The sequence below is a fragment of the Cellulomonas sp. McL0606 genome (assembly GCF_058248365.1).
This window is the reverse complement of sequence record NZ_CM177779.1, coordinates 3,253,101-3,266,872: the sequence shown is the minus strand read 5'-3', so window position 1 is coordinate 3,266,872 and position 13,772 is coordinate 3,253,101. Positions and strand designations below refer to the sequence as shown.

At 70.5% G+C, this 13,772-nt stretch carries 9 protein-coding genes, 4 pseudogenes and 1 riboswitch; of the genes and pseudogenes, 12 read left to right on the top strand and 1 reads right to left on the bottom strand.

The genetic code is table 11. The features are described 5' to 3' along the window. Positions 1 to 149: 149 nt before the first annotated feature. From chvE to AC38ZX_RS16470, 5 genes and pseudogenes are all read left to right on the top strand, one after another. A pseudogene (gene chvE / locus AC38ZX_RS16490) lies at positions 150 to 1,296 on the top strand (multiple monosaccharide ABC transporter substrate-binding protein). 123 nt (positions 1,297 to 1,419) lie between these two features. Further along, positions 1,420 to 2,957, top strand: a pseudogene (mmsA, locus tag AC38ZX_RS16485) (multiple monosaccharide ABC transporter ATP-binding protein). Then, positions 2,954 to 4,136, top strand: a pseudogene (mmsB, locus tag AC38ZX_RS16480) (multiple monosaccharide ABC transporter permease). Before mmsA ends, mmsB begins: the two co-directional pseudogenes overlap by 4 nt. Before the next feature lie 69 nt (positions 4,137 to 4,205). Next, positions 4,206 to 5,402: an ROK family transcriptional regulator gene (locus AC38ZX_RS16475; RefSeq protein ID WP_491295233.1), complete on the top strand. Its 1,197-nt coding sequence runs from the start codon at positions 4,206 to 4,208 to the stop codon at positions 5,400 to 5,402. A 65-nt stretch (positions 5,403 to 5,467) separates the two neighbouring features. Further along, on the top strand, positions 5,468 to 6,250 hold the full coding sequence (locus AC38ZX_RS16470) for an ATP-binding cassette domain-containing protein (RefSeq protein ID WP_491295232.1): 783 nt from the start codon (positions 5,468 to 5,470) through the stop codon (positions 6,248 to 6,250). A 96-nt stretch (positions 6,251 to 6,346) separates the two neighbouring features. Here AC38ZX_RS16470 and purU read toward each other — a convergent pair whose 3' ends face one another. Then, positions 6,347 to 7,222: a formyltetrahydrofolate deformylase gene (gene purU, locus AC38ZX_RS16465; protein ID WP_491295231.1), complete on the bottom strand. Its 876-nt coding sequence runs from the start codon at positions 7,220 to 7,222 to the stop codon at positions 6,347 to 6,349. Between the two features lie 48 nt (positions 7,223 to 7,270). Between purU and AC38ZX_RS16460 the strand changes: the two are divergent. The 7 genes and pseudogenes from AC38ZX_RS16460 to AC38ZX_RS16430 all read left to right on the top strand — a co-directional run. Beyond that, positions 7,271 to 7,762 (top strand): annotated as a pseudogene (locus AC38ZX_RS16460) (GNAT family N-acetyltransferase); the annotation flags it as partial. Between the two features lie 226 nt (positions 7,763 to 7,988). Then, positions 7,989 to 8,079, top strand: a riboswitch (ZMP/ZTP riboswitch). Positions 8,080 to 8,143: 64 nt separating this feature from the next. After that, positions 8,144 to 9,427 (top strand): serine hydroxymethyltransferase, encoded by a 1,284-nt coding sequence (gene glyA / locus AC38ZX_RS16455; protein WP_491295230.1) that lies wholly within the window; start codon positions 8,144 to 8,146, stop codon positions 9,425 to 9,427. Further along, positions 9,427 to 10,311 carry a bifunctional methylenetetrahydrofolate dehydrogenase/methenyltetrahydrofolate cyclohydrolase gene (locus tag AC38ZX_RS16450; protein WP_491295229.1) on the top strand — a complete coding sequence of 295 codons (885 nt, stop codon included), beginning with the start codon at positions 9,427 to 9,429 and terminating at the stop codon, positions 10,309 to 10,311. Before glyA ends, AC38ZX_RS16450 begins: the two co-directional genes overlap by 1 nt. A 78-nt stretch (positions 10,312 to 10,389) precedes the next feature. After that, entirely contained in the window at positions 10,390 to 10,872 is a 483-nt protein-coding gene (locus AC38ZX_RS16445) for a VOC family protein (protein WP_491295228.1), read from the top strand. A gap of 26 nt (positions 10,873 to 10,898) precedes the next feature. Then, positions 10,899 to 11,720, top strand: coding sequence for an exodeoxyribonuclease III (locus tag AC38ZX_RS16440; protein WP_491295227.1), 822 nt, complete (start codon positions 10,899 to 10,901; stop codon positions 11,718 to 11,720). A gap of 66 nt (positions 11,721 to 11,786) precedes the next feature. Then, the gene (locus AC38ZX_RS16435) at positions 11,787 to 13,001 is read left to right on the top strand and encodes a sensor histidine kinase (RefSeq protein ID WP_491295226.1); all 1,215 of its coding nucleotides are present in this window, start codon (positions 11,787 to 11,789) and stop codon (positions 12,999 to 13,001) included. Continuing rightward, complete coding sequence (locus tag AC38ZX_RS16430; protein WP_491297460.1) at positions 12,998 to 13,660, top strand: response regulator; 663 nt, start codon at positions 12,998 to 13,000, stop codon at positions 13,658 to 13,660. Before AC38ZX_RS16435 ends, AC38ZX_RS16430 begins: the two co-directional genes overlap by 4 nt. Positions 13,661 to 13,772 lie beyond the last annotated feature (112 nt).

Below are 13,772 nucleotides of genomic sequence, written 5' to 3'. Positions count from 1 at the left end.
AGGTTGGGCCTGCAGCGATCGGCCGGGCATTCCCGGCCGCCGCCGCCGGGACACCGGCTCGAGCAGCACTGAAGCTGCCGCGGCCGACGAACCCGAAGCTGGCCAAGGCCTGGTCCCTGGGTCTCTCAACGACGAGAAGGAGCACAGCAATGCGACGGATCACAATCGCGACCATGGGTGCCGTCCTCGCACTCGGCCTCGCCGCGTGCTCGGGCAACGGAGCCGGGAGCAGCGACGACTCGACGGCATCGGCAGCGGCAGCCACTGGCGACGTCACGGTCGGTGTCGCCATGCCGACGCAGACCTCGGAGCGGTGGATCGCCGACGGCAACGCCGTCAAGGCGGGCCTCGAGAAGGCCGGCTACAAGGTGGACCTCCAGTACGCCGGCGACGACATCCCCACCCAGCAGCAGCAGCTCGACCAGATGATCACGAAGGGCGACAAGCTGCTCATCGTGGCCTCGATCGACGGGACCGCCCTGGCCACCCAGCTGCAGTCGGCGGCCTCGGCGAAGATCCCGGTCATCGCCTACGACCGTCTCATCAACGACACGCCCAACGTCGACTTCTACGTCACGTTCGACAACTACAAGGTCGGCGTCCAGCAGGCGACGTCCCTGCTCACCGGCCTGGGCATCCTCAAGGCCGACGGCTCGAAGGGTGACGCGGCCGGACCGTTCAACATCGAGCTTCTTCGCCGGCTCGCTGGACGACAACAACGCTCACTTCTTCTTCAAGGGCGCGATGGACACGCTGCAGAAGTACATCGACGACGGCACGCTCGTCGTGAAGTCGGGCCAGACCACGATCGAGAAGGTCGCCACGCTGCGCTGGCTCCAGGAGACCGCGCAGAAGCGCATGGAGGACCTCCTGACGTCGACGTACTCGGACGGCAGCAAGGTCCAGGGCGTCCTCTCCCCGTACGACGGTCTGTCGCGCGGCATCATCACGGCCCTGCAGAACGCCGGTTACGGCCCGACGATCGCCGGCGGCATGCCCATCGTCACCGGCCAGGACGCGGAGATCGCGTCGGTCAAGCTCATCAACGACGACGTGCAGTTCTCGACGGTATTCAAGGACACCCGCAAGCTGGCCGACCAGGCCATCATCTCCGCCCAGGCGTTCCTCGAGGGCAAGACGCCGGAGGCGAACGACACCAAGTCCTACGACAACGGCGTCAAGGTCGTCCCGTCCTTCCTGCTGAACTCGGACGTCGTCGCCAAGGACGGCATCCAGTCGTTGCTCATCGACTCGGGCTACTGGACCAAGGAGCAGGTGGCCAGCGGCCAGAAGTGATCCACCCGTCCTGACCGCCGCCGGCCGGCCACCCTCGTGGTGCCGGCCGGCTGGCCGGTCGGGTCGACCACATCAGCGGAGGGCCCCGCGGCGGCGCCCTGTACGACGAAGGACGGTGGCCGTATGGCCAACCCCATTCTCGAGATGCACGCCATCACCAAGACCTTTCCCGGCGTCAAGGCACTGCAGGACGTGTCGATGTCGGTCGAGCGTGGAGAGATCCACGCGATCTGCGGCGAGAACGGCGCCGGCAAGTCGACCCTCATGAAGGTGCTCTCGGGCGTGTACCCGCACGGCAGCTACGAAGGGTCGATCCGCTTCGAGGGCGAAGAGGTGCAGTTCGGCTCGATCAACGACTCCGAGGCGAAGGGGATCGTGATCATCCACCAGGAGCTGGCGCTCGTCCCGTACCTCTCCGTGGCCGAGAACATCTTCCTGGGCAACGAGCGGTCGCACCGCGGCCTGATCGACTGGAACCGGGCGAACGCCGAGGCGGCGACGCTGCTCGCGAGGGTCGGTCTCGATGAGCTGCCCGTCACGGCGATCGGCCAGCTGGGTGTCGGCAAGCAGCAGCTGGTGGAGATCGCGAAGGCGCTGTCGAAGGAGGTCAAGCTGCTCATCCTGGACGAGCCGACCGCCGCGCTGAACGACAACGACTCCGAGCACCTGCTCGGGCTCCTGCGTCAGCTCAAGGCCCAGGGCATCACGTCGATCATGATCTCCCACAAGCTCAACGAGATCGCCGAGATCGCCGACACCACGACGATCATCCGCGACGGCAAGACGGTCGAGACGCTCGACATGGTGACCGACGAGGTCACGCAGGAGCGGATCATCCGCGGCATGGTGGGCCGCGACCTCGGGCACCGGTTCCCGCCGCACGAGTCGCACGTCGGCGAGGAGGTGCTGCGGATCGAGGACTGGACCGTGCACCACCCCACCGACCCGGAGCGCGTCATGGTCGACAGCGCGAACCTCTCGGTGGGCGCGGGCGAGATCGTCGGCCTCGCAGGGCTCATGGGGGCCGGTCGCACGGAGTCGCGATGTCGGTGTTCGGCCGCTCCTACGGCAGCCGCATCACGGGTCAGGTCTTCCTCCACGGCAAGGAGATCCGCGTCAGCTCGGTGAGCGAGGCGATCGATCACGGGATCGCCTATGCGACCGAGGACCGCAAGCACTACGGACTGAACCTCATCGAGGACATCCGCACGAACATCTCCGCCGCAAGTCTCGGCAAGGTCTCCCGTGCCGGCTTCGTCAACGCCAACGAGGAGATCAAGGTCGCCGAGGAGTACCGCCAGAGCATGAACATCAAGGCGCCCACGGTGCTGGCCTCGGCAGGCAAGCTCTCGGGGGGCAACCAGCAGAAGGTCGTGCTGAGCAAGTGGCTCTTCACCGATCCGCAGGTGCTCATCCTCGACGAGCCCACCCGCGGCATCGACGTGGGGGCCAAGTACGAGATCTACACACTGATCAACGCCCTCGCTGACGCGGGCAAGGCCGTCCTGGTCATCTCCTCGGAGCTGCCGGAGCTGCTCGGCATCTGTGACCGCATCTATACGCTCTCGGCCGGCCGGATCACCGGCGTGCTGCCCCGGCAGACGGCGACTCAGGAGAACCTGATGGAGCTCATGACCAAGGAAAGGGACCAGGTCGGATGACCGTCGTAATGGGCCTGAAGGACCTCTTCACCCGAAACCTGCGCCAGAGCGGCATCTTCGTCGCGTTCGTGGCCATCGTCGGGCTGTTCACCATCCTCACCGACGGTGTGCTGCTCAGCCCGGGCAACGTGACCAACATCGTCCTGCAGTACTCCTACATCCTGATCCTTGCGATCGGCATGGTCATCGTCATCATCGGCGGCCACATCGACCTGTCGGTCGGCTCGGTGGTGGCGCTCACCGGCGCGGTCTCGGCGGTGATCGTCATCAAGCACGGCGGCCCGTGGTGGGCCGGGGTGCTCGGAGGGCTCGTGGTCGGCCTCCTGGTCGGGGTGTGGCAGGGCATCTGGGTCGCCTACGTCGGGATCCCGGCGTTCATCGTGACCCTCGCCGGCATGCTGCTGTTCCGCGGCATGACGCTGCGCGTGCTGGACAACGTCTCGCTGTCGCCGTTCCCCGCGGAGTACCAGAAGATCGCCGGTGGCTTCCTCAACGGGTTCCTCGGGGGCAACGGCGTCGACGTGTTCACGCTGGTCATCGCCGGGATCGCCGTCGCGGGCTACGTCGTGAGCCAGGTGCGGAGCCGCCAGGGCCGGATCAAGTACCAGCAGGTCGTCGAGTCGATGCCGATCTTCATCACCAGCTTCGTGCTGGTCGGGATCGTCGGCATGGCGTTCGCCTACCAGCTCGCCCGCAGCCGTGGCCTGCCGATCGTCCTGATCATCCTGGGTGTCCTGGTCGTGGCGTACTCGGTGGTCACGACGAAGACCGTGTTCGGGCGGCACGTCTACGCGATCGGTGGCAACCTGCCGGCCGCCCAGCTTCTCGGGCGTGAAGGTCAAGCAGGTCAACTTCTGGATCTTCGTCAACATGGGCATGCTCGCGGCGGTCGCGGGTGTCGTCTACTCGTCGCGCTCCAACAGCGCTCAGCCGGCGGCCGGGAACATGTTCGAGCTCGACGCGATCGCCGCCTGCTTCATCGGTGGCGCGTCGACGACCGGTGGCGTCGGCCGGGTCACGGGCGCGATGGTCGGCGGACTGATCATGGCCGTCATGAGCAACGGCATGCAGCTCATGGGCATCGACCAGTCGGTCCAGCAGATGGTCAAGGGCCTGGTCCTGCTGCTGGCCGTCGCGTTCGACATCTTCAACAAGCGCCGGGCCGGCTCGGCGCGCTGACAAGGTGCCGCATCCTGTTGCGGCGCAGGGCTGCGGGCTAGTCTCACGGACGTGATAGGGCGGGTGGCGATGTCGGGCTCGCAGTCCTCGCTCCGGGAGGCCAACCGGGCGCTGATCGTCGAGACGGTGCAGCGGCACGGTGGGCTCACCCAGGTCGAGCTCGCCGGTGCCACTGGCCTGTCCGCAGCGACGATCTCGACGATCGTCAAGGAGCTGCTGGGAGCGGGGGTCGTCGACACCCGCAACACCACCCGGAGCGGGCGTCGTGCCCAGATGGTCACGATCGCCCACCGGGTGGGTCTGGTGGTCGGGATCCACATCGGGCAGCGGCACCTGCGGGTCGCGCTCGGCGACGTCATGAGCGAGGTCGTCGCCGAGCAGACGCTCCCGCTGCCCTACGAGCACCGGGTGGACACGAGCCTCGACCGGGCGACCCTGCTGATCTCGGACCTGCTCGAACGCGTGGGCTCGACGCTCGACGAGGTGGTCGGCGTGGGCGTGGGACTACCCGCGCCCGTCGACGCCACGACGGGGATGGTCTCGGTCCGCGGCATCATGCGCGGTTGGGACGAGGTCCATGTCGGCCACGTGCTCTCCAAGCGGATGGGCTGTCCCGTCTTCGTCGACAACGACGCGAACCTGGGGGCGCTCGCCGAGAGCACGCAGGGGGCGTCCCGGCTCTACCGGGACTCGGTGTACGTGCGGGCCTCCTACGGCACGGGCGCCGGGATCGTGATCGGCGGGAACGTGCACCGCGGCTTCGCCGGGACCGCGGGCGAGATCGGGCACGTGCAGGTGGACCCGCAGGGGGACATCTGCCGGTGCGGGAGCCGCGGGTGCCTCGACACCGTCGTCGGCTCCGCCGCGCTGCTCGAGTCGCTGCGCTCGAGCCACGGCAGCCTGGCCCTGCGCGACGTCATCCAGCGTGCGATCGACGGAGATCCCGGCTGCGCGCGCGTCGTCGCGGACGCCGGGTCGATCATCGGCGAGGTGGTCTCGAGCCTCGCGATGGCTGTCAACCCGGAGTGCATCGTCGTCGGCGGCGAGCTCGCCGAGACCGGGGAGCTGCTGCTCGGGCCGCTCCGGGAGTCGATCCGGCACCGGGTGCTGCTCAACCAGATCGCGCCGCTCGAGGTGGTCCCGGCCGAGCTCGGTCAACGGGCGGAGGTCATCGGGGCGCTGGACCTCGTCCTGCGATCCACAGATTTCGTGGTCCGCTCCGACGAGCAGGCCCGCGTCGCGAGTGAGAAGGAGGCGCACAATTGACCCACGAGACGCTCGGCGTCACCACGCCGAGCCCGACCCGTGCCCAACGAGGAGCAGGTGAGGTCATGAGCGAGAGCCCCCGCGTCCCGCTGCTCTCCCTGCGGCAGATCAGCGTCCGGTTCGGCGCCGTCGAGGCGCTGGTCGGCGTCGACCTCGACGTCTTCGACCATCAGGTGGTCGCCCTCGTCGGTGACAACGGCGCCGGCAAGTCGACCCTCGCCAAGGTGATCTCCGGCGTCCTCGCGCCCGACTCCGGCATCATCGAGATCGACGGCGAGGAGCAGACGATCCCGTCGCCGTCCGCCGCGCACTCGCTCGGGATCGCGACCGTGTTCCAGGACCTCGCACTGTGCGGCAACCTCGACGTGACGTCGAACATCTTCCTGGGGCGTGAGCTCACCGACGGCCCCCTCCTCGACGACGGCCGCATGGAGCAGGCGGCACGCCAGATCCTGCGGGACCTGATCCTGCGCATCCCGTCGGTCCGTACCCCGCTCTCGGAGCTGACCGCCGGGCAGCGCCAGGCGGTGGCCATCGCGCGCACCCTCGTCGGCTCGCCGCGGCTGGTCGTGCTCGACGAGCCCACCGCGGCACTCTCCGTCGCGCAGACCGCCGAGGTGCTCACGTACATCGAGCGACTGCGCGACCTGGGGCACGGCGTCATCCTGATCAGCCACAACATGTTCGACGTGCGCGCGGTGTCCGACCGCATCGTCGTCCTGCGGCACGGTCGCAACAACGGCTCGTTCGACGCAGACACGGCGAGCTACGAGTCGATCCTCGCGGCGATCACAGGTGCGTCGACCCAGGACAACGAGATGCTGCGCCGCGTGGCCGGCCTGAGCTGAGGGCGACGGCCGGGGCACGGTCCGGCCGCACGCTCGCGGTCGCCGTCGACGTGCCGCAGGCGCGGGCTCGTGAGGCCCACCGGTCGTCGGCGCGGCTCAGCGGAAGACGATCGTCCGGTGGCCGTCGAGGAGCACGCGGTGCTCGGCGTGCCAGCGCACGGCCCGCGCGAGCGCCCGGCGCTCGACGTCCTGGCCGAGGGCGACGAGGTCCTCGACACCGCGGGAGTGGTCGACGCGCTCGACGTCCTGCTCGATGATCGGGCCCTCGTCGAGGTCGCCCGTCACGTAGTGCGCGGTCGCGCCGATGAGCTTGACGCCGCGGTCGTGCGCCTGGGCGTACGGTCGGGCGCCCTTGAACGACGGCAGGAACGAGTGGTGGATGTTGATCACCCGGCCCTGGAGCGCCCGGCACAGGTCGTCGGACAGGATCTGCATGTACCGGGCCAGCACGACGAGCTCGACGTCCAGCTCGTCGACGAACTCCAGCAGCCGGCCCTCGGCCCGCGCCTTGGTGGCCGCGGTGACCGGCACGTGGTGGAACGGGATGCCGTAGAAGTCGGCGAGCGGCTCGAGCGCCGTGTGGTTGGAGACGACGGCCACGAGGTCGATCGGCAGGTTCTCCGACCGCTGCCGGAAGGCCAGGTCGTTCAGGCAGTGCGCGGCGGTCGAGCCCATGATGAGCGTCCGCACCGGCCGGCCGACGACATCGAGCGACCACTGCATGTGGAAGTTCGCGCCGACGCTGTGCAGCGCGCTCTCGAGCACCTCGCGCGGCGCCGAGGCCGTGACCTGCACACGCATGAAGAACAGCCCCGACAGCGGGTCCCCGAACTGCTGCGACTCGGTGATGTTGCCGCCCAGCTCCGCCAGCAGCCCGGCCACGGCGTGCACGATGCCGGGCCGGTCGGGGCAGGACAGGGACAGGACCCAGTGGGTGGGCTGGTCGACGGACAGCGGCGTGGCGGAGGACACGAGGTCCGAGAGTAGTGGTCGCGATGATCGGCTGACACGATGGACGGCATGACGCAGGCCGACCTCGACATCCGTTCGGTGACCCTCGACGACGCCGGGGAGCTGCTGACGCTCCGTCGCGCGGCGTTCGTGACGGAGGCGCAGCAGTACGGCGACCCGCACATCCCGCCGCTCACCCAGACGCTCGAGGAGCTCGAGGCGGACCTGCAGGCCGACGGCGTCATCACGCTCGGGGGCTGGTACGGCCACCGGCTCGTCGGCTCGATCCGGGTGCTCATCGAGGGCCCGAAGGCCACGCTCGGCCGGTTCGCCGTCGCCCCCGACCTGCAGGGCCAGGGCTTCGGCACCCAGATGCTCATGGCGATCCTGCCGTTCCTGCCCGAGGGCATCGAGGAGGTCTGGGTGTTCACCGGTCGCGACTCGGTGCAGAACATCGCCCTTTACGCCAAGCACGGCTACGAGCACCAGCACGACCAGACCGCCGGCGACCTCACGTACGCCTACCTGCGCAAGCTGCTGGGCGACGCGGAGCCGGCGGAGAACGAGGTGCGTCATCGGCCGCCCCCGGGGCTCGGGCGGTCGTCGGTGGCAGCGCCCCCGAAGCGCCGATTCGTAGGTTGGCGACGAACTCATGGGTTGCAACTGACGATTTCGCCGCCAACCCACGATGTCGTCGGCTGTGGGGCGGCACGGGTGCGGGCGCAGGGCGTCGGCGCGGGCGAGGGTGTGAGACAGGGCTGACGCCCATCCGTCGGCTTGCTATCCTGACCGGCGTCGCGACTGGCGAAACGGGTGGGTCACCACCGGGGAGCGACGCAGCAGCAGCAGACCATGGGTCGGACGCCTGGGCCCCCGGTCACCCCACCGGTCCGACTACCGAGTGCGCGGTGACACCGTGCGCGCTGACTGCCAGGGAGTGCCATGAGCAACACCCCGATCCTCGACCAGAACATCTCCGAGCTCGACCCCGAGATCGCCGCCGTCCTCGACGGTGAGCTGGCCCGCCAGCAGGGCACGCTCGAGATGATCGCGAGCGAGAACTTCGTCCCCCGTGCGGTCCTGCAGGCGCAGGGTTCCGTGCTGACCAACAAGTACGCCGAGGGCTACCCGGGCCGCCGCTACTACGGCGGCTGCGAGCAGGTCGACATCGCGGAGAACATCGCGATCGACCGCGCCAAGTCGCTGTTCGGTGCCGAGCACGCCAACGTCCAGCCGCACTCGGGCGCCACCGCCAACGCAGCCGTGCTGCACGCGCTGATCAACGCGGGCGACAAGATCCTCGGCCTCGAGCTGGCGCATGGCGGCCACCTCACGCACGGCATGAAGATCAACTTCTCCGGCAAGCTCTACCAGGTCGGCGCCTACGGCGTGGACCCGGACACGTTCCTGGTGGACATGGACGTGGTGCGCGAGAAGGCGCTCGAGCAGCGTCCCGACGTGATCATCGGCGGCTGGTCCGCCTACCCGCGTCACCTCGACTTCGCCGCGTTCCGGTCGATCGCCGACGAGGTCGGCGCCAAGCTCTGGGTCGACATGGCGCACTTCGCCGGCCTGGTGGCCGCGGGCCTGCACCCGAGCCCCGTCCCGCACTCGGACGTCGTGTCGAGCACCGTGCACAAGACGATCGGCGGCCCCCGTTCGGGCTTCATCCTGAGCAAGCAGGAGTACGCCAAGAAGATCGACTCGGCCGTGTTCCCGGGTCAGCAGGGCGGGCCGCTCATGCACGTGATCGCCGCCAAGGCCGTCGCGTTCAAGGTCGCCGCGACCGAGGAGTTCAAGGACCGCCAGCAGCGCACGCTCGACGGCGCACGGATCATCGCCGAGCGGCTCTCCGCGGCGGACGTCACCAAGGCCGGCGTCTCGGTCCTCACCGGCGGCACCGACGTGCACCTGGCGCTCGTCGACCTGCGGCACTCGGACCTCGACGGCCAGCAGGCCGAGGACCTCCTGCACGCGGCCGGCATCACGGTCAACCGCAACGCGGTGCCCTTCGACCCGCGCCCCCCGCGCGTCACGTCGGGCCTGCGGATCGGCACGCCGGCGCTGGCGTCGCGCGGCTTCGGTGACGCCGAGTTCACGGAGGTCGCGGACATCATCGCGACGGCCCTGAAGGACGGTGCGGCCACCGACGTCGACGCGCTCAAGGCGCGGGTGCTGAAGCTCACGGACGGCTTCCCGCTCTACGACGGTCTGCAGCAGTACTGATGACGGCCCAGCTCCTCGACGGCACCGCCACCGCGAAGCGGATCAAGGCCGAGCTGACCGAGCGGGTGGCCGCCCTGGCCACCCGCGGGGTCACGCCCGGCCTGGGCACGCTCCTGGTCGGCGACGACCCGGGCTCGCAGTGGTACGTGGCGGGCAAGCACAAGGACTGCGCCGAGGTGGGCATCGCCTCGATCCGCATCGACCTGCCCGCCACGGCGTCGCAGGACGAGATCGAGGCCGCCGTCCGGCAGCTGAACGAGGACCCGGCCTGCACCGGGTTCATCGTGCAGCTGCCGCTCCCCAAAGGCATCGACACCAACCGGGTGCTCGAGCTGGTCGACCCCGACAAGGACGCCGACGGCCTGCACCCGACCAACCTCGGGCGCCTGGTCCTGCGGGTCAACGAGCCGGTCACGTCGCCGCTGCCGTGCACGCCGCGCGGCATCATCGACCTGATGCTGCGGCACGACGTCGACCTGCGGGGTGCGGACGTCGTCGTCGTCGGGCGAGGGGTCACGGTCGGTCGTTCGATCGGGCTGCTGCTCACGCGGCGCGAGATCAACGCGACGGTCACGCTCACGCACACGGGCACCGACGACCTCGCGGAGCACACCCGCCACGCCGACGTCATCGTCGCAGCCGCGGGCGTGCCGGGGATCATCACCGCCGACATCGTCAAGCCGGGCGCCGTCGTCATCGACGTCGGCGTCTCGCGGACCGTGGACCCGGAGACCGGTAAGAGCCGCGTCGTCGGCGACGTGGACCCCGGCGTCCGCGAGGTCGCGTCCTGGGTGTCTCCCAACCCCGGTGGCGTGGGTCCCATGACGCGGGCCATGCTGTTGAGCAACGTCGTCGACACCGCCGAACGGCTGCTCGGGGCCTGACGCCTCCGACGAGGATCGCCCCGGTACCCGTAATCGGGTGCCGGGGCGCGTCCGTCCGTCGCCCGAAGGGATCAGCTCATGGGGATCGTCCGCCCGCACCTCTGGTTCGACGACCAGGCCGAGGACGCCGCCACGTTCTACGTCTCGGTCGTGCCGAACACGTCGATCCGGTCCGTCGTGCGCGCTCCGACCGGAACCCCGGGCGTGGCCGAGGGGGCGGCGTTCATCGTCGAGCTCACCCTCGACGGGATGCCGGTCACGTTTCTCAACGGTGGCCCGGTGCTGAAGCTCGACGACGCGTTCTCGTTCGTGCTCGAGTGCCAGGACCAGGCCGAGATCGACCACTACTGGGAGGCGCTGCTCGCCGACGGGGGCGTCGAGTCCCAGTGCGGCTGGCTCAAGGACCGGTTCGGGGTGTCCTGGCAGGTCACGCCGACGGGACTCGACCGGATGATGGGCGCTGACGCCGACCAGGCCGGCACGGCTCGTGCGATGGCGGCGCTGTTGACGATGGTGAAGCTGGACATCGCGACCCTCGAGGCGGCGTACGCCGGGCAGTGACGCCCGGGTCGGCGGCGTGAGGTTGGATGGGTCGCGTGCTGACCATCGCCTCCGTCAACGTCAACGGGATCCGCGCCGCCTACAAGCGGGGGATGGGCGCCTGGTTGGCGCAGCGCACACCCGATGTGCTGCTCCTGCAGGAGGTGCGGGCGTCGGACGAGATCCTGGCGGACCACCTGCCGCCCGGTGACTGGCACCTCGCGCACGAGGCCAGCGAGACGGCGGGACGGGCGGGCGTCGCGATCGCGTCCCGGCTGCCGATGACGGCCGTGCGGATCGGGTTGAGGACGGGCGTCACCAGCGACTCCGGGCGGTGGGTCGAAGCCGACCTGGCGCTGCCCGCGCACGAGGGCGCACCCGCGCGGAGCATCACGGTGGTGTCGACGTACCTGCACTCGGCCACCGCGGGGCAGCCGTCGATGGACGAGAAGTACGCGTTCCTCGACCACGTCACCTCGCGGATGGCCGACCTCGCCGAGGGCGGCGGCTATGCGGTGGTGGCCGGGGACGTCAACATCGCGCACCGCGAGGTCGACCTGAAGAACTGGAAGGGCAACCTCAGGCACGCCGGCTTCCTGCCGCGCGAGCGCGCCTACCTCGACCGCTGGTTCGACGACCTCGGCTGGCACGACCTCGGTCGCGAGCTCGGCGGGGAGGGACCCGGGCCGTACACGTGGTGGTCCTGGCGCGGCCAGGCGTTCGACAACGACTCCGGCTGGCGGATCGACTACCAGCTGGCGACGCCCGACCTGGCCGACGCGGCCGTCCGCGCGACCGTCGACCGGGCCGCCACCTATGCCGAACGGTTCAGCGACCACGCGCCCGTGGTGGTCGAGTTCGACCTCTGAGCGGAGCGGGCCGGCCGCTCCGGCCGGAGGACGCGGCGGGACGACGCGCGTCGCTACGGTGGTCGGATGACTGCGTCCCGGACCCACGGCGGTCCGCCCGCCTGGGTGGGCGGACCTCCCGGGTGGGGCGGCGGCGAGTGGCCCCGGGGGCAGGCTCGTCGGGCGTGGCTCGCCGTGCCCGCGGCCGCTCTCGCCGTGGTCACGATCATGGGCTGCGTCTTCGTCGGGTTCTGGCATCCCGACGCGCGCGCATTCGACCTCGGCGCGGCCGGACTCCTCGTGCTGGCGCCCGCGTCGATCTTGCTGGTGGTCCGACGCGGTGCGTGGGCGCTCGTCGGCGGCGTGCTCGCGGTCGCCGGACCGGTCGCGTACCTCGCGCTCGGTTACCCGCCCGGGCCGGCGGTGGTCCCGCTCGGCTTCGTGGTCGTGGCGGCCGGCGCGACGCGGCAACGCGCGCTCTCGGTGGGCGCAGCAGCGGCCGGCGCCATCGGGGTGGCGGCCGTCGCCGTGGGCACCGGGACGCCGACCGCGGTCTACGCCTGGTTCACCGTGGTGGGGCTCGGCGTGGCGACAGTGCTCGGCGAGGGCGCCCGCGGGCGTCGCGAGCGCATGCGCGCGCTCAGCGTGGCCCGCGAGTCGCGCGAGGAGGCCGCCGTGGCCGCGGAGCGGCTGCGGATCGCCCGCGAGTTGCACGACGTGCTGGCCCACTCGCTGTCCGCCATCACGGTCCAGGCCGGTGTCGGGCTGCACCTCATGGACCGCGAGCCGGAGCAGGCCCGCAAGGCGCTCGGTGCCATCCGGGACACCAGCCGGGACGCGCTCGACGAGGTCCGGGAGGTGCTCGGGGTGCTCCGAGCGCAGGGCGAGGCGCCGCGCGAGCCGGCCGCGGCGCGCGACCTGGGCGGGCTGCTCGACCTCGTCCGGATGGCGCGCGACGACGGGTGGGTCGTGGACGACGACGGCCTCGCCGAGGCGGTCGGCGCGTCGCTGGACGTCGTCCCCGAGCCCGTCGTGGTCGTCGTGCACCGTGCGCTGCAGGAGGCGCTGACCAACGTGCGACGGCACTCGAGCGGATCGACCGTGCAGGTCAGGCTCTCGGTCGGACCGTCGGCGGCGGCGCTCGACGTGCGCGATGACGGCGTTGTACAAGTGCCGATCGATGAAGGGTACGGACTGCGCGGGATGCGGGAGCGCGTCGAGTCGCTGGGCGGTTCGGTGGTAGTCAGGGGCGACGGCGACGGGTTCGGCGTCCACCTCGACATCCCGTGGGGACAGCCGTGATCCGGGTGCTGCTGGCCGACGACCAGGCGCTCGTCCGCGGTGGCTTCCGCGCGCTCATCGACGCCGAGAGCGACCTGACGGTGGTGGGGGAGGCGTCGACCGGCGACGAGGCGGTCCGGCTCGCCACCGAGCTGCTCCCCGACGTCGTCCTCATGGACATCCGGATGCCCGGCAGCGACGGACTGACGGCGACCCGACGGATCGTCGAGGACCCGCGCGCGGGCGGCGTCCGCGTGGTCGTCGTGACCACGTTCGAGCTGGACGAGTACGTCGCCGAGGCCATCCGCGCAGGCGCGTCCGGGTTCCTGGTCAAGGACACCGAGCCGGCGGACCTGCTGCGGGCGGTACGGGTGGTCGCCGCGGGCGACGCGCTGCTCTCCCCGACGGTGACCCGACGGCTGCTCGCCACCGTCGCGCGCGCCACGCGGGAGGTGGTCGAGGCGCCCGGGCTGGGCGACCTCACGCCGCGCGAGCGCGAGGTCCTGGCACTCGTGGCCGAGGGGCTGTCCAACGACGAGATCGGGGCGCGGATGTTCCTGTCGCCGCTCACGGTCAAGACCCACGTGCTGCGGGCGATGGCCAAGGTCGGCGCGCGCGACCGGGCGCAGCTCGTCGTGATCGCCTACGAGTCCGGCGTGGTGCGGCCGGGCTGGGCGTAGCCGATCCGGACGGAGCGCCTCCGACGGTCCCGGTGGACGACGACGGGACGAGGGCCCCCGGGCGACCGTGGTGGTGCGGTCGACGGACGGCCGCTCGACACGACCCGGAGGT